The organism is Cellulophaga sp. L1A9, from assembly GCF_009797025.1.
In the GTDB taxonomy this organism is placed as follows: domain Bacteria; phylum Bacteroidota; class Bacteroidia; order Flavobacteriales; family Flavobacteriaceae; genus Cellulophaga.
In genome coordinates this window covers 1,259,980-1,283,870 of sequence record NZ_CP047027.1, presented here as the reverse complement: position 1 = coordinate 1,283,870, position 23,891 = coordinate 1,259,980, and the positions used below count along the sequence as shown (strand labels likewise).

Below are 23,891 nucleotides of genomic sequence, written 5' to 3'. Positions count from 1 at the left end.
TTCTTTAAGGCATATCCCTTATTTTAAGGAATAGGAATAAAGATTTTGACCTGTTTTAGCACGTTCCTCATCAGAAATTAATAAGGTGTTGTCATCTTTAAAGCATACAGATTCTATTTGGGTAGTAGCACCTAAATCTATAGTTTTTAACGTACCCTTAATAAAGTCATCACCTTTAAAATCGGAATAAATCCATAAAAAGCCATATCCTAAAATCACTAATTTTTTCCCATCAGGAGAAATTGTTGCTGAGGTAACTTGGCAAACCCTAGCGGTATCACAAGGTGTAAATTCGCCTACTAATTCCGCAGCGTATTTTCCTGGGGTATCTGGAATTTTATAAATAAATGTTCTTCCGTTAAAACGGTTTAGTTCTATTTTTTGTGATGATGTAAAGTGAAGTGTTAAAATGAAACAAGGCTTCTGAATCATACACTAAATTGTTGTTTTCAGGAGGAAATGCTTTTTGTTCAGGATAATAAAATTCAATTTTTTGAGCGTCTATTTTATCACCAGGCTCTATTTCTGGATTTGGGACTTTGTAAATAACCAGATTTTTTCGATCATTATTATTGTTGCCTATGTCGCCAATGTAGAGATTTCCTTTTTTATCTTGAGTGAGTTAAATCTTCCCAATCATGATTTTTAGCATTTTTTACTCGGAGCTCTTTTAAAAGTTTACCCTTAAAATCAATTTGATATATAACATCATCATTCCCGTGATCTTCAATAAACCAAGCTTTTTCATTACTGTAATATGCAATGCCCGAATTTTCTTTAACGGCTTTAGGTAGCTTAGTAACAAAAGTTAATTGTCCATAATTTGAACAACCAATCAAAAAGATGGTAATATATAAGAAAGATAAAAGTTTCATTTTTTACGTATTAAAAAATTATATACCTAGATTATGCAAAGCAACGAAATAGCTTTTATAAAATGGTGAAAATCCTGTTAAATTGAATTTTTGACTTAAGAAAACGTTGTAGTTGTATCGAATTCGTAAATGGTTAATGAATTAAAAGATTTAGCCCTTACTAAATTCAATTATTTGTAATAATTCCAATATATTTATCAATTATAATCAAACTTAATAAAAATGTTGGGAATTATTTCATTTGTAGGGTTTACAGCACTTGTGGCTATCATATCTTACTTTGCTACGCGGAAGACAGATGAATCATCATCTGATGGTTATTTTTTGGGAGGAAGGAGTTTAACGGCAGGAGTAATTGCAGGGTCTTTATTACTAACTAATTTATCTACAGAACAGATTGTAGGATTAAATGGTAGTGCTTACAAAGACGGATTATCTGTTATGGCCTGGGAAACATTAGCTGCAATAGCCATTGTCATAACTGCAATTTTTTTATTGCCTAGATATTTAAAAGGGGGATTAACTACTATACCAGGGTTTTTAGCAAAACGATTTGATACCACAACAAAAACAATAACCTCAGGCTTATTTTTAACGGGTTACGTTGTAGTTCTATTACCCGTTATCCTTTATTCCGGTTCTGTAGCGATTAGTGGTATGTTTGATATACCTACGCTTTTAGGTGTTTCAGATAAAACAGCCCTTGTACTGTGTATTTGGGGGATAGGAATAATTGGTTCTGTTTATGCTGTTTTCGGCGGGTTAAAAGCAGTTGTAGTTTCAGATTCTATAAATGCGATTGGGTTATTGATAGGGGGAATGTTAATTCCTATTTTTGGATTAATGGCTATCGGTGACGGTAGTGTGTTAGGAGGATTAGATATTTTAATATCTTCAGATCCAGCACGTTTTGATTCTACAGGAAATGCTGGGCAAGAAGTTCCTTTTTCAACAATCTTCACAGGGATGATGTTGGTGCAATTATTTTATTGGGGAACCAATCAACAAATTATACAACGAGCGCTAGGTGCCAAAAATCTTGCGGAAGGTCAAAAAGGATTACTATTAGCCTCATTTTTAAAAATATTGGGTCCGTTAATTTTGGTCTTACCAGGTATGATAGCGTACCACTATTTTGATAATGGATTAGCGTCTAGTGATATGGCATATCCAGAATTAGTGCGAGCAGTACTACCAAAACCTTTAGTAGGTTTCTTTGCTGCTGTTTTGTTTGGAGCAATATTAAGTTCTTTTAATAGTGTTTTAAACAGTTCTGTGACACTTTTTGGAATTGATATTTACAAGCAACACATTAATCCAGATGCACCAGAAAATATTGTTGTAAAATATGGTAAAATATTTGGGATTTGTTTGGCATTAGCAGCAATGTTTATAGCGCCTTTAATTGCTAATGCCGATAGTTTATTTAATTATTTACAGAAAATAAACGGAATTTATAGTATTCCAATATTTACTATTATCGTTGTGGGTTATCTTACAAAAAGGGTGCCTGCAATTGCTGCAAAGATTGGTATTGTTTCTGGTTCAGTATTATACATTATTAGTGAATTTGTTGTTGGGCCAAGTATGGTAAAAGCAGCTCTAGATAAAGCGGAAGTAGCAGGAATTACGGATGTGGATGCACTTAGACTTATAGAAGCAGGAGCCTATCCTCATTTCTTGCATAATATGGCAATTTTGTTTGTGTTGAATATAATTATTATGCTGGTTATTGGATATTTCTATCCAAGAAAAGAACCATTTGTATTAGAATATACTAATCAGGTTTCTATTACACCTTATAAATATGTAAATCAAGTAGGATTGGCAATATGTGTTATTGTAATTGCTATTTATGTCTACTTTGCGAAGTAGGAAACAGATAAAGCTTTAAAAGCATTTTTTGGATATATTTTGCTCTTCAATACCTTCTTTTCTAAATGATTAGAGGGTTTTGAAGTAAAAAAGCATTAGTAGAGATAACAACCTGTAAATTAATTGAAATACTTTCCGGTGTCTATAATTTTAGTTTGTTATATTGCATAATATGCTATTTAAACACTTCGCATTCAGTTAGTTATTTTTTTTATTAATCGATTCGAAAAATGTTTGTACAGTTAATTTGAGATTTTGAACCTAATATCCTTATGAAATTTAAAACCTTAAGAAGAGCACCATTTCTACTCATTAGTTTTGTTTTTTTAATTTCTTGCAACGAAAAAGAAAAAGAGCAGCCTAAGGAAACTGAAGATATAGACACCTTGTTTTCAATGTTAGCGCCTAGTGAAACAGGAATAGATTTCATTAACAAAGTAGAAAATCAAAAAAATTTTAACATATTTAAATACCGTAATTTTTATAATGGCGGTGGTGTGGCTATTGGTGATGTAAATAATGATGGGCTTCCAGATATTTACTTAACAGCGAATATGGAGAAAAACAAGCTTTACATCAATAAAGGTGACTTTAAGTTTGAGGATATTTCAGAATCAGCAGGGGTAGAAGGAAATAAACCTTGGTCTACAGGCGTAGTAATGGCCGATATTAATAACGATGGTTTATTAGATATTTATGTTAGTAATGCGGGTAATATGGAAGGTAATAATCATGATAATGACCTCTATATTAATAATGGGGATTTAACTTTTACAGAACAAGCATCCATTTATAATTTAGCAAAAACAGGTTTTTCAACTCATGCTTCTTTTTTTGACTATGATAAAGATGGAGATTTAGATGCTTATATTTTAAATAATAGTAATATCCCTGTAAGTAGTTTAGGATATGCTGAGCAAAGAGATGTTAGAGCTCAAGATTGGGATGGTGTGCCTGATATCTTTAGGGGTGTAGGTGATATGTTATTGAGAAATGACGAAGGCAAATTTGTTGATGTCAGTGAGGAAGCTGGTATTTATGGAAGTTTAATTGGTTTTGGTCTCGGAGTTATGGTAAGTGATGTTAATAATGATTTATATCCGGATATATACGTTTCGAATGATTTTTACGAAAGAGACTACTTATACATTAATAATCAGGACGGTACCTTTACAGAAGATATTAAAAGCTGGACTGCCCACTTATGTTTGTCTGCTATGGGGGTTGATATCGCGGATATTAATAATGATGGTTTAAATGATATTTTTATTACAGATATGCTACCTGAAGGAGATGAGAGAGTAAAATCTGTAATGGAATTTGAAGGATATAATATTTTTAAATTAAAACAAAGTAAAGATTTTTATCAACAATATATTCAAAATACTTTACAATTGAACAATGGAAATGGTTCATTTTCAGAAGTTGCTTTTCATAGTGGGGTAGCTAAAACAGATTGGAGTTGGGCTGGGCTCTTATTTGATATGGATAATGATGGGTTACGAGATATTTACATTACCAATGGTGTAAATCATGATTTAACCGACTTAGATTTTGTTGATTTTTTAGCTAATGAAATTATTCAAAAAATGGCATTAACGGGTAAGAAGGAGTCTATTGACTCCATAATAAGCAAAATGCCAATAAAACCACAAAGTAATTATGCTTATAAAAATAATGGTGATATTACCTTCAGAAATGCATCAAAAGATTGGGGTTTAGAAATTCCAAGTCTTTCTAATGGAGCCGCTTATGGAGATTTAGATAACGATGGAGATTTAGATCTCGTTGTAAACAATGTAAACATGCAAGCATTTGTTTATAAAAATAAATCTAATGAACTTGCGGATAATAATTACATAAGAATACAGCTGATAGGAGCAGATAAAAATAAATTTGCTATCGGAGCTCGTGTTAAATTGTTTTATGAAGGGAACATAATTTTACAGGATGAAATGCCTTCACGGGGTTTTCAATCTTCCATGGATTATACAATGGCAATTGGTTTAGGAGCGACTAAAGTTATTGATTCATTGGAAGTACTTTGGCCAGATGATAAAATTGAAAAACTTACAAATATTTCATCAAATCAAACAATTACCTTAAAACATACAGATGCAATATTTACCTATAAAATTCCAGAGAAGAAATTAAAACACACTCTATTGCAAGAATTGAGTGAAAAGGAATTAGTCACTCACAAAGAAAATAATTATCAAGATTTTGATAACGAAGGGCTCATCGCTAAAATGCTGTCGCAGGAAGGCCCAGCAATGGCAGTAGGTGATGTTAATGGTGATGGCAATGAAGATATTTTTATTGGGGGAGCAAAAGATACTCCTGCCGTTTTATACGTTCATAGGGGTGATGGAGAATTAATGAAATCTGGTCAAAATGAATTTGAAGCAGATTCTAGGTTAGAAGATACTGCTGCGGCATTCTTTGATGCAGATAATGATGGAGATTTAGATTTGATGGTAGGAAATGGAGGTAATCAAATAACCGAAGAGAATACCTATAGACCTCGAATATATTTAAATGATGGCAAGGGAAAATTCACAAAATCAAATGAAAATCTCCCTTCAAGCTTTAAGAATATTTCTGTTATAGCACCATATGATTTTGATAATGATGGCGATGTAGATGTTTTTGTTGGTTCCAGAAGCGTTGTCGGGGTATATGGAATTAACCCTAATCATTTATTTTTAGAAAATTTAGGAAACGGAAAGTTTATAAATTCTACAGAGAAATTGGCATACGATCTTAAGAATGCAGGAATGATTACAGATGCTATTTGGATAGATGTAGATGGTGATTTAAAGAAAGATTTAGTGACGGTCTCAGAATGGGGAACACCAAATCTTTATAAAAACTCTGGACGAAGATTGTCAAAACTTGTGTCTAATCTTGATAATCTTAAAGGCTGGTGGGGCACTGTTGCTTCTGCTGATTTAGATAATGATGGAGATTTTGACCTTATTTTGGGTAATCAAGGGAGTAACGTTCCTTATAAGGCAACAGAATCAGCCCCAATGAAACTTTGGATTAATGATTTTGATAATAATGGAAGTATAGAACAAATAACGTCTCAAAGCTTTAACGGAAAGGATTATCCACTTCACCAGAAAAGAGAATTAACCGCCCAAATTGTGTCTTTAAAAAAGCAAAATCTAAAAGCATCCGATTATGCAAAAAGAACGGTAGAAGAAATTTTCCCTAAAGATGTATTTGACAATACTATTGTAAAAACGGCAAATACAATGGAATCGTTGATTGCCATAAACGAAGGAGGAGGTAAATTTACAATCAAAGTTTTACCTAGCAGAGTTCAATTATCATGTATATGCGGAATTAGTTGTATTGATGTAAATAATGATGGCAATCTTGATCTTGTTATGGGAGGCAATAATTTTGAATTTAAACCTCAGTATTCTAGATTAGATGCTAGTTATGGTAATGTATTACTAGGAGATGGTAAACTTAATTTTTCGTGGCAAGACTATGAGACTTCTGGTTTTTTTATAAAAGATGAGATTAAGCATTTGCAAAAATTTAAAAGTAGCGCTGGGAAATACTATTTAATAGCTGCCATAAATAATAATAAACCCAAGATTTATAAATTAAATGAATAATTATCTAGTACTATTAATTTGTTTTTTTTTCCTAATCAGTTGTGGTCGTGAGGGTAGAGAATTATTTGAAAATCCTACAGCTGAGGATACTGGTGTTTTATTTGAAAATATACTTTTAGAAAAGAATGATCAAAATATTTTAGACTATTTATATTTCTACAATGGAGGAGGAGTCGCTGTTGGTGATATCAATAATGATGAGTTGCCAGATATATTTTTCTCAGGAAATCAAGTTAAGAATCAACTTTACTTGAATAAAGGAGGTCTTAAATTTGAAAACATATCGGAGCAAGCAGGAGTTTCTGGCAATAGTACTTGGAATACTGGGTCAGTAATGGGAGATGTAAATGGAGATGGTTTATTAGATATTTATGTATGTGCAGTTGTAGGGATAAATGGTTTCAACGGTCACAATGAATTATACATAAATAATGGAGATAAAACATTTACAGAGCGCGCAGCGGAATATGGATTGGATTATGATTCATATAGTTCATCTGCAGCTTTTCTTGATTACGATCTAGATGGAGATCTGGATATGTATTTATTAAATCACGCCATTCATACTCAAGAATCATATGGGAAAGCAAATTTAAGATATAAAAGAAATTATCAAACCGGAGATAAATTACTTAGAAATGATAATGGTATATTTATAGATGTAAGCGAAGAGGCAGGGATTTTTGGTGGTCCTAATGGCTACGGTCTTGGGGTTTCTATAGCAGACTTTAATCAAGATGGCTATCCAGACATTTATATAGGTAATGATTTTCATGAAGATGATTACTATTATTTGAATAACGGTAATGGCACTTTTAGTGAAAGATTAAAAAAGTATTTCGGACATACCTCTAGGTTTTCTATGGGTAATGATGTTTCAGATATTAACCATGACGGTTGGCCAGATTTAATCTCTTTGGATATGCTTCCCGAAGATGAAAAAGTTTTAAAATCATCATTAGGAGATGATAATATTCAATCTCAAAATCTTCGTATTGAGCATTTAGGGTACCATTATCAATTTACTCGCAATATGCTTCAAGTAAATCAAAAAAATGGAGTGTTTGTAGAAGCGGCATTAATGAATGGTGTTGCTGCAACAGACTGGAGCTGGAGCGCTCTTTTTGCAGATTACAATCAAGATGGAGAACAGGACCTGTTTATTTCAAATGGGATACCTAAGAGGCCAAATGATTTAGATTATATAAATTTTGTTTCTGATGAGCAGATCAGAAAGAAAATCAGTGATACAAAGCTAGTAGATCAGCAAGCACTTGATATGATGCCTTCAGGGGCTATTCATAATTATATTTTTAAAGGCTCTAAAGAGAATGATTTTATAGATAAATCTGGAAAATGGATAGTAAATGATACTTTAAAGTCAGGTGCCACTGCCTTTGGAGATTTTGACAATGATGGTGATCTTGATATTGTTACAAATAATATTAACGACAAAGCAATGTTGTACATAAATAAAACGAATGATAACGCCAGCTATCTTAAAATAAAATTCCAATACGAGTCTAAGAATCATTTTGGTATTGGGACTAAGGTTTTTGCGTATGTTAATGGTGATTTACAATATAAAGAATTGTACACTGTTAGAGGTTTTCAAGCATCTTCTGAACCAATCGTACATTTTGGATTTGGTAATGGTAAGGTGGTAGATTCAATCAAAATTGTATGGCCAAATAAAACTTTTCAAGTATTAAAAAATATAGTAACGAACCAAACTTTGCTTATTAAACCTGAAAACAATAAGCCTTTTGACTATAAAAGTCTTCAGCCTAAAGCTGAAAAAATATTTGAATTAACCCATAATAATCTTGGAGTAGACTTTACTCATATAGAAGATAATTACATTGATTTTAATAGACAAAAGTTAATTCCATATCAGATTTCTGACCGTGGTCCTGCAGTTGCATTAGGAGATCTAAATAATGATGGAAAAGAAGATATCTTATTTGGTGGGTCAAAATATTTCCCACCTAAATTTTATATTCAAAACGATAGTAGCTATACAGAAATAAAATTACCTTCTTTAGCTAAAGATTCCATAAAAGAAGACGTTTCAGTGGTTATCGCAGATTTTAATACCGATGGAGACAATGATGTTGTATTTGGTTCAGGCGGGGCCGATTTTTATAATCAAATGAAACCTTTGTTAGATAGTTATTATATTAAATCTGACACATTTTTTAAGCCAATACCATTTCCAGAATATTTTGAAAATGCTTCAATTATAAGGGAAAATGATTTTGATAATGATGGTGATATAGACCTTTTTGTAGGTAATAATGCAACCTCTAATGATTTTGGAAAGATACCGCCATCTTATCTCTTAGAAAATAAGAATGGTGTCTTCAAAGTTATTCAAGACAATACATTTATTGATATTGGTATGGTAACCGATGCAATTTGGGAAGATTTTGATAGTGATGGTGTAAAAGATCTTTTAGTAGTTGGTGAGTGGATGTCTCCAAAATTTTTTAAAAATAATAATGGAACGTTAAAACAAGCGAAAATTGGTGTTGAAAATTTAAAAGGATTGTGGCAATGTATTATTCCTTTTGATATCGACCAAGATGGAGATACAGATTATCTTTTAGGTAATTGGGGTACTAATTCAAAATTCAAAGCATCAAATAAGTATCCTTTAAAGATGTATTATTCAGATTTTGATGCTGATGGTAGTACAGAAACAATCATTGCTATCGAAAAGAAAGGAAAATATTATCCAATAGATGATTTGGCGCAACTTTCTGGACAAATGGTTTCATTAAGAAAAAAATTCAGTGATTACAAATCATTTGCAGGTAAGACAATTGAAGAGGTTATTGAAGTGAAAACTTTAAATAAGGCAAAATTATTTGAGTTGAATGAATTACAATCTGGTTACCTAAAAAATAATAATGGTACATATGAGTTTGTTGCATTTCCTAAAACTTTGCAAGTTGCTCCATTGAAGTCGTTCTTATGTTTTGATTTTGATAATGATGGGAAGGAAGAAGTACTAGTTGGAGGAAATTATTTTGGAGTGAAACCATTTCATGGAAGATTTGACTCATTTTCAGGAGCTTTGATAAAAAGTGAGGATACTATTTTAATGGGTGAAGTTTTAGGTCTTCAATTTGGGTTAAAATCTGTAAGACATTTAAATATTATAAAATTAAAAAGTAAATCCTATCTGTTAGCAACAATGAATAATGGAAAGGCACAAGTTTATAAATTACCTAAGAAATAAGGAATTGACTATGAAAACAAAATTTATAAGTATTTTATTAGCTACGGTTGTGTTAGCTTCTTGTACAGAGGAGAAAATTATTGTAGTAAGTCCAAATGAATTGCATGAGTCAGTTGATAAAGTGACTGAGATTATGATTCATGATATTTTTTCACCTCCAGTGGCAAGTAGGATATTTGCTTATCCTAATATAGCGGCCTATGAAATTATAGCCCTACATAATGATAAATATAATTCTTTAGCAGGTCAAATAAATGATTTAAAAGAGATTCCTAGGCCAATAAGTGGGGTAGTTATCAATTACCAAATGGCTGCTCTTATTGCGCATATAGATTTAAGCAGGAGGCTTGTTTTTTCTGAAAATAAAATAAATGCCCATAGGGATAGTCTTTATAGCGATTGGGAAAATAGCAATAAAACAATTTTTGAAGACTCTAAAGATTACGGCTTGTTAGTTGCTGAACATATAGCTTTGTGGATGGATAATGATAATTATAAGCAAACCAGAACGATGCCTAAATTTACGGTTGATACTGATGACGCTACACGTTGGCAACCTACCCCACCAGCGTATATGGATGGTATTGAACCCCATTGGAGTAAAATTAGAGCTTTTGCACTTAATACGCCAGACCAATTTAAACCAGTGCCACCTCCGGCTTTTTCTTTAGAAGAAAATTCTGATTTTTATATGGAAGTTAAAGAAGTATATGATATTTCTTTAGAGATGGCAAAAAAGGGAGATGCTTCCAATGAAGTTGAAATTGCACAGTTTTGGGATTGTAATCCATATGTTTCTGTAACTAAAGGACATTTAATGTTTGCAACAAAAAAAATAACTCCTGGCGCACACTGGATTGGTATTACTAAAATTGCATCAAGAAAGATGAATTATGATTTTGACGATACTGTTTATGCTTACACAAAAACATCTATGGCAATTGCAGATGCTTTTATTAGTTGTTGGGATGAAAAATACAGAAGTAATCTTATTCGTCCGGAAACAGTAATCAATCAATATATAGATGAAAATTGGAAACCTGTACTTCAAACGCCTCCTTTTCCAGAATATACAAGTGGTCATTCAGTAGTTTCTGGGGCAGCGTCAACAGTTCTAACGGATATTTTCGGAGATAATTTTTCATTTGATGATGACACGGAGACTACTTTTGGATTACCAATAAGAACATTTTCATCTTTTAATATTGCTGCAGATGAAGCTGCAATAAGTAGAATGTATGGGGGTATTCATTATCGAGCAGCAGTTGAAGTAGGCGTAAAGCAGGGGAGAGATCTCGGGGCGTTTGTGGTGTCTAAATTGAAAATGAAGAATTCAATAGATTCTAAACCAGTAAAATGAAAAAATTTTTATTTGCCCTTTTAATAGTTGGCTTGTGTTTTTTAGGTTGGTATCTATTTTTAAAACCTTATGATTACTTAGCTAGCTTTAAGGTTAAAACTTATCCAGGAGTAGTCAATCAATCAATTAAAACTTGGTCCAATGCTATCGGCAATTCTAAGATTTTAGAAAGTAAGGGTATCAATAACATTATTCAAGAAATAGATTTTAAGGATATACGTTATAGATATGATTGGGACATACAACCTATAACGGACACTACATCGTCTGTGAAAGTATATGTAACAGATCTTAATAATAGTTTTAAAAATAGACTTCAAATTTTATTCTTAGATACCTTTTTTGAGAAGGATGTAAAAAATAGGCTTGTACATTTCAATGATAACTTAAAAGATCATTTAGCTAATTTTAAGGTGGTAGTTATAGGTCAGGAAAAATTAAAATCTAGTTATGTAGTTTATTTGCCTGTAGAGACAACACAATTAAAAAAGGCTAAAGGGATGATGGGGGTTTATCCTTATTTGGATAATTTAATGGCTAGTAGTGGTATTGAGAGTAATGGTTTTCCATTTCTAGAAATTACATATTGGAATCAAAAAAGCGATAGTATCCATTATAATTTTTGTTACCCAATCATAAAAAAAGATAATCTTCCAACTGATAATGATGTGAAGTATAAAGAATTTGAGGGAGGGAATATGATTAAGGCAATCTACAACGGTAATTACATCACTTCGGATAGGGCGTGGTATATACTTCTAGAGTATGCTACTAAAGAAAAAATTGAAGTCGTGAGTAAGCCTATTGAAATATTTTATAGTAATCCTAATTTTGGAGGGGAAGCATTGGAGTGGAAAGCAGAAGTTTTTCTGCCATTAAAGTAGTTGCGTATTATTTAATTTATGACTTGTGGTAAATTGTTTCTTAATTATCTAATTGGTTATGTAATTTTTTATGGTCAATAGCTTTGAATTGTAGCGATATTGAGAACATTAAGTAGTGTAGGGGTTTATTAATATATTTATATTTTTGGTTAATTACCAATAGAAAGCAAAAGCCTCTGATTTGATAATTTCAAATCAGAGGCTTTATTTATATAATTTATTTACTAATAATTATGATTATTAGTATCCAGGATTCTGTACTAAATTAGGATTAGAAAGTAATGCGGTTTGTGGAATAGGATATAAATTTACATTAGGGTCTCCAGAAACTTCTTTTAGTTGCCATGGAGCTGTAAATTTATCAAATCTTACCAGGTCATTTCTTCTCCAGTATTCAATGTATAATTCACGTCCTCTCTCAGCAAGAATATCATCTATTGATACAGCGGCTAATTCAGAAGTATTTTCTCTATTAACTCTTAATTCATTCACTAAAGTAGTAGCATCTCCACCCATTCTCATCATGGCTTCTGCTTTCATTAAATGTGCATCAGCATATCTGAATAGAATTTGATGACGTCTAAAGGAATTGACAAGGGGTGATTCTGTGTCTTCAGTATCAGTGGGATCGTAAGGATGGTATTTAATTAAACGTATACCTTCTACCTCGGTATTACCTACTAATGCAGGTATCTCTTTTGTAAAACTTAATGGCTGGCCTTGTCTGTTTTTAAGTGCTGTGCCATCTTCGTTGTATTGTTGTCCAATAAGAAAACCATATCCAATACCTAAGTTTAGATTATTAGCAGTTGTAGCATCAGGCACAAACCCTCTACGTTCTTCTTGGTTATCTCCAACATAATTTGAGTTTTCAGCGCCTTCGAAAGAATCGTAGAATTCAGAAAGGGTAGAAAACCCATTCCATCCACCTCCGTCGTTATCTGGAGAGTTTTGATTATAATGTAAAGTATTCCAAATTCTAGGCCCCACTTCACTACTTAAATGTAGAATAGTTTCGGTATCATCTGAGGGTTCAAAAATTTGAAAATAACCGTTTTGGTCAATACTAAAACCGCTAGCTGCTATGGCATCAACATTGTCAATAACTTTTTGCATAGTAGCATTTTCTGGCGTTCCAGTTCCATTGTATACAAAAGAATTTAAGTATAGTTTTGCTAAAAGAAAATTTACAGTTGCTTTTGTAGCTTTACCTGTATTTGCAGTTCCTGTACTTCCTTCTGGTAGATCGGCCAATGCATCAAGTAAATCAGTCTCTATGAAGTTATATGCTTCTACTCGGCTTAATACCTTAGGGTTAACATCAGGACCCTCCGTAACTTCTCTAAATGGAACAACTCCGAATAAGTCCATTACAAAGAACATGTTGAATGCTCTAAGAAATTTTGCTTCTGCAACTACTTGTGCGCTAGGACTACTTTCTAATATTTCTGTGGCCCTAAAAATACTTTGATTTAAATTATTCCAAGCATTTCTGATAAATATATGGTCAGATCTCCAGGTGTGTGTGTGCATTTGTCTCCAAACGCCATTATCACCCCAGTCGGTACCTCTAGTAGGAATCAAAAGTTCGTCAGAAGCTACTTCTGACATGGCATACATGGTTTCTTGACTTTGAAAATCTCCTCCTATCTTATTGTATAGGTCACTAAGTGATGATGATGGGTCTGACAATGGTGTAAATTCACTACTGCCACTATCTGCTGTAATAATAGAATCAGTTTCCTCAATTTCTAGGTCTGTACATGATAAAAACGTAGCTACTACCGTAGAGGCTAGTAGCAAGCTTTTAAGTATTATTTTAGTTTTCATAATTTTTTTTTAAAATGTTACGTTAAAGCCGAATGTATAAGTTCTTGGCCTTGGAAATGATGTATAGTCTATTCCCGCTATAGGTAAGCCATTCAAAAGATCTCCACCACCTGGTATTACACTAACTTCAGGATCTAATCCAGAATAATCTGTAATCACAAACAAATTTTGACCAGTAAGGCTTAAGCGCATTGATTTAAAAAAACCATCAGTAAGAGGAACATTGTAGCTAATGGATGCTGTTTGTAATCGTACAAAATCACCTTTTTCTAAAAAACGATCAGATACGGAGGCTTCAGCAAAACGACCCTCAACTCCTGCTAAATTAACAACATCTTGTGTCACATTATTACCGCTTCCAATTGCACCTCCTGTGAAAAATGCATTGGCAGTATTATTGTATATGTAGTTTCCAAATTGGCCATTAAAATATAGAGACGCTGACCAGTTTTTGTAATTAGCACTTGTAGATAAACCTCCTGTAAAATCAGGTAAAGCACTTTTACCTACAAACTGCTGATTATCGATACCTCCTTCGAAAATAGGATTGCCATTACTGTCAAAACCTTCAAATTTTCTCAGATAAAAAGAATAAAGAGGTTGACCGCTTTCCAGTCGTTGAGCAAATGCATTACTTAATCCAGCTCCACGAATGGTTCCAGCGGTAATAGCTCCTTCAAAATCTTGTATCTCATTACTGTTATATGCAACGTTGAAGCCTACGTTCCAATTGAAATTATCCCCTTGTAGCAGGTCGTAATTGATTGAAAATTCTGCCCCTTGGTTTAATACTACAGCATCCAAATTTTGGAAGAAAAATGGTTGAGGAGAAGGTTGAGCAGACTCAACGCTTAGTAATAAATCTCTAGTCTCTTTTCTGTAAATATCAAAACTACCGGTAAATCTATCGTCAGAAAAACCGAAATCAACACCTACATTATATTGTGTTGTTTCTTCCCATTTTAAATCAGGGTTAGCAAAATCAACAGTGTTAACACCAGGAACATTAATTGCACCTCCATCAGCTACTGAGCCACCAGAATATCTTTCTCTTCTTACAAATCTTCCATACCCTAAGCCGTCTTGATTACCTGTTATACCATAACTTAATCTAAGTTTTAAGGTAGAAATTGATTCGCCAATAAAATCTTCTTCGTTGATTTTCCATGCAAATGCTGCAGAAGGGAAAATACCGTATTGATTATTTGAACCAAAACGAGAAGAACCATCTGCTCTAACGGTTGCTGTAAATAAATATTTATTGGATAAGCTATAATTAATTCTTCCAAAGAATGATTGGATTTCATCTGTATTATCGAATGTATCTGCAAATACTGCTCTAACAGGTAATCCTTCAACGTCACCAAGGTAATCTGTTGCTATGGTTGGCAAAAGTCTGTTTACAAATAAGCCGTTGGGGTTGTTTGATACATCAAAAGAATAACCATATTGTTGGTATGCTCCTGTAATTAAAGATTCTAATGTATTAGCTGAGCTCGATAAATCTCGAGCCATTTGGTTTAAATCGGTTGTACTATAGCCCCAACCCTCTATATTTCTACCTCTAGAATTAAAATCCTGATAAGAAAATCCTCCAAGAATATCTAAATTTGAATTTTCAAATTCTTTCTTGTAATTTAAAGTAAATTCAAAAAGGCGGTTTTCGCTAGTCAGATCATTTAATCCTCCCCGTCCATTACCACCAGCACCTCTACCTACGTTAAGAGATTCAGAACTTAAAGACGCTTCTTTGGTTGATTCTGATTTATCATAACCAAAAGTTACTTTAGCATTTAACTCGTTAGTAACTGCGTAATCTGCGGATAAATTAGCTAGGAAACGATTTGTATCAGTTAGACTCTGCCAGCTATTTAATAAATTAATTGGATTAATACGATCTCCTGGATTAAAATTAGGATCAGATGGCCAAGTTGGATTAGCAGAATATGCTGCTCCTAATAAATCTCCTGTTGAGCCTGCACTACCACTAAGGGGCGGGGCTTCATCATTCACTTTTGAAATAGTACCTTGAAGGTCTAATTTTAATTTGTCATCAAATAATCGTTGTGAAACATTGATTCTTGCAGTAGCTCTTTCTTGAGATGATTTTTCAATAATACCAAATTGCTTACCGTAGTTTAAAGTTGCTCTTACATTACCAGAGCCATAATTTCTAGAATATGCAAAATTATTATTTGTTGAAGAAGAGTTTCTAGTTACAAAAGACTGCCAATCAGTATCATTTCCTAGATCAGTAGCTGTTCCTCCAAAAGCATCAACAGCACTTAAAAACTGGCTTCTGTTAAGTAAGTCATATTCATTTGCAGGAGATGAGAAACTAACATCTGATGAAAATTCAAAAATTCCTTTTTTACTGCCTGATTTTCCACTCTTAGTCGTAATTATTACCACTCCATTTGCACCTCTTGATCCGTAAATTGCGGTTGCAGATGCATCTTTCAAAATGCTCATACTTTCAATATCAGAAGGATTTAAGAAACTTAGCGGGTTTTTAGCAGCACTGGTACCAATGCCGACATTTGCACCTTCAGCAGAAGAATCACCAGAAGGTAAAGGAACTCCGTCAACTACAAACAAAGGGTTGTTATTAGAACGAACAGAAGAAGTACCGCGTATTCTTATCGCAACTCCTGCTCCTGGTTCTCCACTTCCTTGTGAAATCTGAACCCCGGCTGTTTTTCCTTGTATTAATTGTTCAGGTGATGATATGACACCTCCATTAAAGTCTTCAGATTTTACAGCTGTTACAGATCCTGTAGCGTCTTTTACAGTTGTACTACCATACCCTACAATAACAACTTCGTCTAATGCCTCTGCGTCTTCAGTAAGAGTTATGTTCACGGTTGTTTTCCCATTTACAGCAATTTCGGATGTTTTATATCCTATATAGCTAAACAATAAGGTAGCATCAGATGCTACGTTGCTTAATGAGAAATTTCCGTCAAAATCGGTTTGCGTACCGTTGGTTGTACCTTTTACTAGAACACTCGCTCCAGGTAGAGGTCCACTAGCATCAGAAACGGTTCCTGATACCTCCTGTGCTTGTATCATGCCAAAGCATAGAAATGCCCCAGCAATAAGCAAGCTTTTAAATAGCTTAATCTTCATAGATAATTAATTTAAGTTGAGTTAATTTAAATTCAATAGTTAAAAATATACAAAAAACTTGTTAAAGTTAGAGGGGGCAATTAATATGATATTACGAAAACGGTTTCGTGTTGATAACTTTATTTTATTACAATAATTTTAAAATAAACATCGATAGATTAGATATTTCTTAAAATTTCTTAGTTATTGTAAGAATTTGAAAATATAATACGAAGATACATATTTATTTTTTTCTTAAAATTATTGAAATAGTACAGCCAATTGTTAAAAAACTAATATTTGTTATGGGGTGCGTATTTATATGTTAATTTAACCTATTAATTGAACTAACTACTCAAAATTTAAACATGTTAAAGCGAAAAATAACACTAAAGCATATTGCAAGAGAATTGGAAGTTTCTATTTCTACAGTTTCTAAGGCACTTAAAAATAGTGAAGAAATTAGTAGAGATACTAAAGAGAAAATTCAAGCTTTTGCAAAGCTTTACAATTACAAACCGAATAATATTGCTATAAGTTTAAAGAATAAAAGCACTAAAAATATCGCGGTAATTATTCCAGATATTGTTCATCATTTTTTTACTACTGTTTTTCATGGTATAGAGAAGATAGCCAATGAAAAAGGATACAATGTTATCCTATGTGTCTCAGATGAATCTTTTGATAAGGAAGTAATTAACATGGAAATACTAGCCAATGGAAGTGTGGATGGTTTTATTATGTCTTTATCTTCTGAAACGCAACTTAAAAATGATTACAACCATCTAAAGGAGCTTACGGAACAAGGTATTCCTTTAGTGCTGTTTGATCGGGTTACGGACCAAGTGGCTTGTGATAAAGTTTTAATTAATGATAGAGACGGAGCTTACAGGTCTGTCAAGAAATTAATAGAAAATGGTAAGAAGAGGATTGCTCTAGTCGCTACAGAAGATTATTTGAGTGTAAGTAAAGAAAGGGCCGATGGTTACTTTCAAGCTTTAAAAGAGTTTAATATTGAGGTAGAGGAAAATCTGATTTTAAAGTTGCCTTCTATGAGTAGTGTAGAAGGTAATGCAATGGAGTCTTTTTTAAAGAATGAAAAAGTAGATGCCGTTCTGTGTGTAAACGAAATATATGCCATTCATGGCATGCGTATCGCTCAAAAATTAGGATTTAAGATTCCTCAAGATATTGAGTTTATAGGTTTTACAGATGGTATTTTATCTAAATTCTCAAACCCTACATTGACTGCAGTTGCGCAACATGGGGAAAAAATGGGAGAGATTGCTGCTGAAATGTTGATTGAAAAGATAGAAAGTGATAATGAGGTAGAAACGTATCGTACTGAAATCTTAGAACCTACCATAATGGAAAGAGAATCGACACTTAATGCTTAAAAAATAGTTGCACTAGAAATGAATAATATTAAAACAGGTTTTATTTTTGATTTAGACGGAGTCATCGTAGATACTGCAAAATATCATTATTTGGCATGGAGAAAACTAGCCCATGAGTTAGGTTTTGAGTTTACTCACGAGCAAAATGAACTTTTTAAAGGCGTAAGTAGAAAACGATGCTTGGAAATACTTTTAGATATCGGTGGAATTAAAGCTACGCAAGAACAATTTGATACTTGGATGATTGAAAAGAATGTAGACTACCTAGCCTACATTGAAAATATGAATGCTTCTGAGATTTTACCAGATGTGCCTAAAGTACTAGAATACCTAAAGAATAAAAACATTCCTATTGCCTTAGGTTCTGCAAGTAAAAATGCAAAGCCTATTTTAGAGAAAGTAAACTTATTGTCTTATTTTAATACCATAGTAGACGGTAATAATGTTACCAAAGCTAAGCCAGATCCTGAAGTGTTTTTAATTGCTGCAGAACAATTAGGGGTAGCCCCTAGTAATTGTATTGTTTTTGAAGATGCGGTTGCAGGAATAGAAGCTGCGAATGCAGCACATATGGTAAGTATAGGTATTGGGGATGCTAATACGCTCTCAGAGGCAAAGTATAATTTTAAAGATTTTACAGAAATAAGTCTAGCATTTTTAGATACACTTATTGTTCATTAGTAAGGTCCATTATCATTTTAGTTGCTTTTATCTCATATAAATATTATAATTTAAGAAAATGAATCAAGATTATATAAAACCAGATGTTTGGTCAATTATAGAAGAAGGTTTTGATAAAGAACGTGTAAAGTCTTCCGAAAGTTTATTTAGTATGGGTAACGGTGCTATGGGGCAACGTGCTAATTTTGAAGAGAAATATACAGGTCACACCTTTCAAGGAAGCTATATAGCGGGTGTTTATTATCCGGATAAAACACGTGTGGGGTGGTGGAAAAATGGGTATCCAGAATACTTTGCAAAAGTATTGAATGCACCTAACTGGATAGGAATTGATGTTGAGATTAATGGAGAATACTTAGATCTAAACACTTGTAAAGTTGTTTCAGGGTATACGCGAGAACTTAACATGAAAGAAGGTTGGTATCAACGTTCTTTTGAAGCCATTTTGCCTAATGATATTAAAATTAAGGTTAGGGCAACCCGATTTTTAAGTTTAGCTATTAATGAAATAGGAGCGATAGCGTATGAAGTAACTCCGCTTGAAGCGGATGTTGAAGTAATCTTTGAGCCTTATTTAGATAGTGGTATTACCAATGAGGATAGTAATTGGGATGATAAATTTTGGAATACCACTGCTATTGCTTCAGAAGGAAATCAAGCTTTTATTGAAGCACATACCATGAAAACTAATTTTGCGACCTGTACCTTTATGCAGTCGCAATTGATTTATAATGGCGAAGTAACTATTCAAACCCCTGTAGAATCTAAGACGGAATTTTTAGTTAAACATTCCTACACACAACACGTGAAAAAAGGAGAAACGGTTGCGCTTCATAAATTTGGGGGGTACACTGTAGATAGAAACCACAAGCCATCAGAATTAATAACAGCAGCAAAAACAACGTTAAAAAAGGCATTAAATCTAGGGTTTAATGCGCTTTTAGATACTCAAAAATTAGCTTGGGCAAAAATCTGGGAGATGAGTGATATTACAATCGCTGGCGATGTAAAAGCGCAACAGGGTATCCGATTTAATATTTTTCAATTGAACCAAACGTATTTAGGAACAGATTCTCGTTTGAATATTGGCCCTAAAGGATTTACGGGGGAAAAGTATGGAGGAAGCACCTATTGGGACACAGAAGCGTATTGTATTCCGTTTTATATGGCAACGAAAGAGCCAAAAGTGGCACGTAATCTTCTAGAATACCGATACAATCATTTAGAAAAAGCAATTGAAAATGCTCAGAAATTAGGCTTTTCTAATGGAGCAGCATTATATCCAATGGTTACCATGAATGGGGAAGAATGCCATAACGAATGGGAAATTACTTTTGAGGAAATCCATAGAAATGGTGCTATTGCTTTCGCTATATATAATTACTACCGTTATACGGGTGATTATACGTATATACCAGAAATGGGGTTAGAGGTGCTTATCGGTATTGCGCGTTTTTGGCATCAGAGAGCTACTTTTTCTACACAGAAAGATAAATATGTAATCTTAGGGGTTACGGGTCCTAATGAATATGAAAATAACATCAACAACAACTGGTACACTAATTATTTAGCAAAATGGTGTATTAATTACGCGCTAGAACAACTTCAGAAAGTAAAAGACGGCTATTCTGATGATTACTATAGAATTATTGGGGTTACTAAACTCAATGATAATGAAACAGAGAAATGGGCTGAGGTAGCTAAAAACATGTATTTTCCGTTTTCAAAAGAACATGATATTTTCCTTCAACAAGATGGGTTTTTAGATAAAGAATTAATAACAGTAGCCAATTTACCGAAATCTCAGCGTCCTATCAATCAAAAATGGAGCTGGGATCGTATTTTGCGTTCTCCATATATAAAGCAAGCAGATACCTTGCAGGGGTTTTATCTTTTCGAAGATCAATTTTCCTTAGAAGCCCTAGAAAAACATTTCGATTTTTATGAACCATTTACAGTACATGAATCATCATTGTCTCCTTGCGTACATAGTATACAAGCGTCTAAGTTAAATAGAATGCAACAGGCCTATAGGTTCTATTTACGGACTTCGCGTTTGGATCTGGATGATTACAATAAGGAAGTAGAAGAAGGTTTGCACATTACGTCAATGGCAGGTACTTGGATGAGTATTGTTGAGGGTTTTGGAGGTATGCGTGTGGTCGAAGATAAATTATCTTTCATTCCTAGAATCCCAGAACAATGGGAAGCATATTCGTTTAAAATAAACTTCAGGAATCGGATCCTAAAAGTTACCGTTTCGCAAAAAGAGACTAAATTTCAATTGGAAGGGGCGGAAGAAACATCAATACGTGTTCATGGAAAACGCGTGGTTATAGCATCCGAAAAAGAAACCGTAGTTTCTAACTAAGGTATTTTTAGATGAAAAAAGGGTGCGCTTTACTCGTTTTAGCTTTACTATTTGCCTGTAAGAATGATAAAAAAGAAGAAAAAATCATGAAACCTACAAGTTCAATTAAAAATAAGGAAGTGGTGTACCAAGTGTTCACGCGTCTTTTTGGAAATATAAATACCACCAATAAAACTTGGGGTACTATTGAAGAAAACGGAGTAGGTAAATTTTCTGATTTTACAGAAAAAGCGTTGACCGAAATTAAAGATTTAGGCATAACACATATTTGGTATACTGGTGTTCCTCATCATGATGTGATCAGAGATTACACAGCAATTGGTATTTCTAATGATGATCCAGATATTGTGAAAGGTAGAGCGGGTTCTCCATATGCGGTAAAAGATTATTACAATGTAAATCCAGATTTGGCAGATGATCCTAAAAAAAGATTAAAGGAGTTTCAGGCATTAATTAAGCGCACACATAAAGTGGGTTTAAAACTTATTATTGATATCGTTCCAAATCATGTAGCTCGCAATTATGAAGGGAAAACCACGCCGAAGGGAAAGGAACCTTTTGGCGCATCAGATGATACCTCGGTAGTCTATAAAAAAGATAATAATTTCTATTACATTCCCAATGCTGAATTTCAAGTCCCACAATGGCGAAATGGGTACCAACCATTAGGAGGTGAAAAAGAAGATTTAGCCGATGGAAAATATAAGGAAGTTCCTGCCAGATGGACGGGCAATGGGTCGCGTTTAGCGCAACCAGATATGAATGATTGGTATGAGACAGTAAAGGTTAATTATGGGGTTCGACCTGATGGTACTTATGATTTTGATTTGCTTCCCGACGGTTTTGATGCTAAAGATTATAAAGCACATTTTGAGTTTTGGAAAGATAAAGATGTGCCAGATTCTTGGATTAAATTTAAGGATATTGCACTGTATTGGTTAGAAATGGGGGTTGATGGTTTTCGTTTTGATATGGCTGAAATGGTTCCCGTTGAATTTTGGAGCTACATGAATTCTAGTATCAAAATGAAAAATCCAAATGCTTTTCTATTGGCTGAGGTCTATAACCCTGATTTGTATCGAACGTATATTCATAAAGGTAAAATGGACTATCTGTATGATAAGGTTGAGTTATATGATAGTCTTAAGCATATTATGGCTGGTCACGGGTGGACAGATCACATAGAGACCGTAGAACGTGGTATGAAAGATATTGAACACCATATGCTTCGTTTTTTAGAAAATCATGATGAGCAACGCATTGCGAGTCCTGAATTTACAGGCGATGCTAAAATAGCAAAACCGGCAATGGTGGTGTCTGCTACATTAAGTACTGCGCCCACCATGATTTATTTTGGACAAGAAGTGGGGGAGCCTGGTGCAGAAAAAGCAGGTTTTGGGAGCCCAAGTAGAACATCAATCTTTGATTATATTGGCGTGCCTACATTTCAACGCTGGGTAAATAATAAAAAGTTTGATGGAGGACAATCCACAGCAGAAGAAAAAAGCTTACGTGATTTCTATAAACGCTTATTAAATTTTACCATTCAAAGTAATGCTTTAATGGGCGAGTATCAAGAAATTCATTATTATAACAAGGATAATACTCCAGGTTATGATCATCGTATATTTACTTTTTGTAGATGGTCTGCTGATGAAAAACTAATAATAGTGACAAATTTTGATAAAGAAAAGGCGTATGATTTTACCTTAAAAGTGCCAGAGTTCATGATTGAAAAATGGGCGCTTGCTCCGGGAAAATACGCGATGGAAGATCAATTATATCAGACGATGAAGCCTAATTTGATTGTCAATGAAAATAAAACAGGTGAATTCTCAATACAGATAAAACCGTTGGAGTCATTTATTTTCAAATTAAAATAATAGAAAATGAAAATTATATATTCGTTCCTCATTTTACTTCTAGCTTGTTCGTGTATGGAAAATAAATCACCTTTGGTTATTGGGCATCGCGGTGCAATGGGCCACGAGACTGAAAATACAATTCCTTCAATCCAAAAGGCTTTGGAGTTAGGGGTAGATATGATAGAGATAGATGTCTTTAAAATTGCAAGCGGAGAAATCGTTGTTTTTCATGATGATGTTGTCGAACGTTTAACAGACGGGATAGGAAATATAGAAGAATATACTTGGGAGCAACTGCAGAAGATTACGGTTACAGGAAATCATAAGATACCTTTGCTTACGGATGTAATAGCGGTAATAGATAGGCAGGTTCCTTTAAATATTGAATTAAAAGGAGCAGGGACTGCCAAAGATGTTAATCGTATTATTGCAGGATACCTTCAAAAAGGATGGTCTTTAGATGATTTTTTAATTTCTAGCTTTAATTGGGAAGAACTTAAACTAATGCGAGCAGAAAATGCTACTATTTCAATAGCAGTGCTCATTGAAAATGATGACCCACTTGAGGCAATTCCCGTAGCAAAAGAATTAAAGGCAGTTGCGATTAACCCTGATTACGAAAAATTAAATTTGGAAATAGCTAATGAGATAAGAGCAGCAGGGTTTAAAATTTACCCTTGGACCGTAAACAAGCCTGAGGCAATTGATGAAATGAAACGAATAGGTGTAGATGGTATGTTTACCAACTTTCCAGAAAGAATAAAATAAT

14 protein-coding genes are annotated in these 23,891 nt (G+C 33.6%); 10 read left to right on the top strand and 4 right to left on the bottom strand.

Annotated elements, in window-relative coordinates; genetic code table 11:
• Positions 1 to 18 precede the first annotated feature (18 nt).
• Together GQR94_RS22645 and GQR94_RS22640 are read right to left on the bottom strand one after the other, a co-directional pair.
• A complete protein-coding gene (locus tag GQR94_RS22645) occupies positions 19 to 432 on the bottom strand; it encodes a hypothetical protein (protein ID WP_233268644.1) in 414 nt (137 codons plus the stop codon).
• 176 nt (positions 433 to 608) lie between these two features.
• Positions 609 to 875: a hypothetical protein gene (locus GQR94_RS22640; RefSeq protein ID WP_233268643.1), complete on the bottom strand. Its 267-nt coding sequence runs from the start codon at positions 873 to 875 to the stop codon at positions 609 to 611.
• Between the two features lie 222 nt (positions 876 to 1,097).
• Between GQR94_RS22640 and GQR94_RS05490 the strand changes: the two genes are divergently transcribed.
• From GQR94_RS05490 to GQR94_RS05470, 5 genes are all read left to right on the top strand, one after another.
• Positions 1,098 to 2,750, top strand: coding sequence for a solute:sodium symporter family transporter (locus tag GQR94_RS05490; RefSeq protein WP_158974531.1), 1,653 nt, complete (start codon positions 1,098 to 1,100; stop codon positions 2,748 to 2,750).
• Between the two features lie 272 nt (positions 2,751 to 3,022).
• Positions 3,023 to 6,382 (top strand): VCBS repeat-containing protein, encoded by a 3,360-nt coding sequence (locus tag GQR94_RS05485; protein WP_158974530.1) that lies wholly within the window; start codon positions 3,023 to 3,025, stop codon positions 6,380 to 6,382.
• Positions 6,375 to 9,626: a VCBS repeat-containing protein gene (locus tag GQR94_RS05480; RefSeq protein ID WP_158974529.1), complete on the top strand. Its 3,252-nt coding sequence runs from the start codon at positions 6,375 to 6,377 to the stop codon at positions 9,624 to 9,626. The genes GQR94_RS05485 and GQR94_RS05480 overlap by 8 nt, the downstream gene beginning before the upstream one ends.
• A 10-nt stretch (positions 9,627 to 9,636) precedes the next feature.
• Positions 9,637 to 10,986: a vanadium-dependent haloperoxidase gene (locus GQR94_RS05475; RefSeq protein ID WP_158974528.1), complete on the top strand. Its 1,350-nt coding sequence runs from the start codon at positions 9,637 to 9,639 to the stop codon at positions 10,984 to 10,986.
• On the top strand, positions 10,983 to 11,870 hold the full coding sequence (locus GQR94_RS05470) for a GyrI-like domain-containing protein (protein ID WP_158974527.1): 888 nt from the start codon (positions 10,983 to 10,985) through the stop codon (positions 11,868 to 11,870). Before GQR94_RS05475 ends, GQR94_RS05470 begins: the two co-directional genes overlap by 4 nt.
• Before the next feature lie 240 nt (positions 11,871 to 12,110).
• Here the strand turns inward: GQR94_RS05470 and GQR94_RS05465 are convergent, their stop codons facing one another.
• The gene (locus tag GQR94_RS05465) at positions 12,111 to 13,700 is read right to left on the bottom strand and encodes a RagB/SusD family nutrient uptake outer membrane protein (RefSeq protein WP_158974526.1); all 1,590 of its coding nucleotides are present in this window, start codon (positions 13,698 to 13,700) and stop codon (positions 12,111 to 12,113) included.
• A 9-nt stretch (positions 13,701 to 13,709) separates the two neighbouring features.
• On the bottom strand, positions 13,710 to 16,829 hold the full coding sequence (locus GQR94_RS05460; protein ID WP_158974525.1) for a SusC/RagA family TonB-linked outer membrane protein: 3,120 nt from the start codon (positions 16,827 to 16,829) through the stop codon (positions 13,710 to 13,712).
• A gap of 347 nt (positions 16,830 to 17,176) precedes the next feature.
• Here GQR94_RS05460 and GQR94_RS05455 point away from each other — a divergent pair, with 347 nt between their 5' ends.
• The 5 genes from GQR94_RS05455 to GQR94_RS05435 are packed head-to-tail and all read left to right on the top strand — an operon-like array spanning position 17,177 to position 23,890.
• A complete protein-coding gene (locus GQR94_RS05455) occupies positions 17,177 to 18,205 on the top strand; it encodes a LacI family DNA-binding transcriptional regulator (RefSeq protein ID WP_158974524.1) in 1,029 nt (342 codons plus the stop codon).
• A gap of 18 nt (positions 18,206 to 18,223) precedes the next feature.
• Positions 18,224 to 18,886 carry a beta-phosphoglucomutase gene (gene pgmB, locus GQR94_RS05450; protein ID WP_158974523.1) on the top strand — a complete coding sequence of 221 codons (663 nt, stop codon included), beginning with the start codon at positions 18,224 to 18,226 and terminating at the stop codon, positions 18,884 to 18,886.
• 58 nt (positions 18,887 to 18,944) lie between these two features.
• On the top strand, positions 18,945 to 21,257 hold the full coding sequence (locus GQR94_RS05445; protein WP_158974522.1) for a glycoside hydrolase family 65 protein: 2,313 nt from the start codon (positions 18,945 to 18,947) through the stop codon (positions 21,255 to 21,257).
• Between the two features lie 11 nt (positions 21,258 to 21,268).
• Positions 21,269 to 23,140 carry an alpha-amylase family protein gene (locus GQR94_RS05440; protein ID WP_158974521.1) on the top strand — a complete coding sequence of 624 codons (1,872 nt, stop codon included), beginning with the start codon at positions 21,269 to 21,271 and terminating at the stop codon, positions 23,138 to 23,140.
• Positions 23,141 to 23,194: 54 nt separating this feature from the next.
• Entirely contained in the window at positions 23,195 to 23,890 is a 696-nt protein-coding gene (locus tag GQR94_RS05435) for a glycerophosphodiester phosphodiesterase family protein (RefSeq protein WP_233268642.1), read from the top strand.
• Position 23,891: the final 1 nt, after the last annotated feature.

Bases quoted from the DNA above. Each gene is read 5' to 3' on its own strand.
- GQR94_RS22645 (WP_233268644.1), bottom strand. From the start codon at position 432: ATGATTCAGAAGCCTTGTTTCATTTTAACACTTCACTTTACATCATCA.
- GQR94_RS05485 (WP_158974530.1), top strand. From the start codon at position 3,023: ATGAAATTTAAAACCTTAAGAAGAGCACCATTTCTACTCATTAGTTTT.
- GQR94_RS05435 (WP_233268642.1), top strand. From the start codon at position 23,195: ATGGAAAATAAATCACCTTTGGTTATTGGGCATCGCGGTGCAATGGGC.
- GQR94_RS05465 (WP_158974526.1), bottom strand. From the start codon at position 13,700: ATGAAAACTAAAATAATACTTAAAAGCTTGCTACTAGCCTCTACGGTA.
- pgmB (WP_158974523.1), top strand. From the start codon at position 18,224: ATGAATAATATTAAAACAGGTTTTATTTTTGATTTAGACGGAGTCATC.
- GQR94_RS05480 (WP_158974529.1), top strand. From the start codon at position 6,375: ATGAATAATTATCTAGTACTATTAATTTGTTTTTTTTTCCTAATCAGT.
- GQR94_RS05460 (WP_158974525.1), bottom strand. From the start codon at position 16,829: ATGAAGATTAAGCTATTTAAAAGCTTGCTTATTGCTGGGGCATTTCTA.
- GQR94_RS22640 (WP_233268643.1), bottom strand. From the start codon at position 875: ATGAAACTTTTATCTTTCTTATATATTACCATCTTTTTGATTGGTTGT.
- GQR94_RS05490 (WP_158974531.1), top strand. From the start codon at position 1,098: ATGTTGGGAATTATTTCATTTGTAGGGTTTACAGCACTTGTGGCTATC.
- GQR94_RS05470 (WP_158974527.1), top strand. From the start codon at position 10,983: ATGAAAAAATTTTTATTTGCCCTTTTAATAGTTGGCTTGTGTTTTTTA.
- GQR94_RS05440 (WP_158974521.1), top strand. From the start codon at position 21,269: ATGAAAAAAGGGTGCGCTTTACTCGTTTTAGCTTTACTATTTGCCTGT.
- GQR94_RS05475 (WP_158974528.1), top strand. From the start codon at position 9,637: ATGAAAACAAAATTTATAAGTATTTTATTAGCTACGGTTGTGTTAGCT.
- GQR94_RS05445 (WP_158974522.1), top strand. From the start codon at position 18,945: ATGAATCAAGATTATATAAAACCAGATGTTTGGTCAATTATAGAAGAA.
- GQR94_RS05455 (WP_158974524.1), top strand. From the start codon at position 17,177: ATGTTAAAGCGAAAAATAACACTAAAGCATATTGCAAGAGAATTGGAA.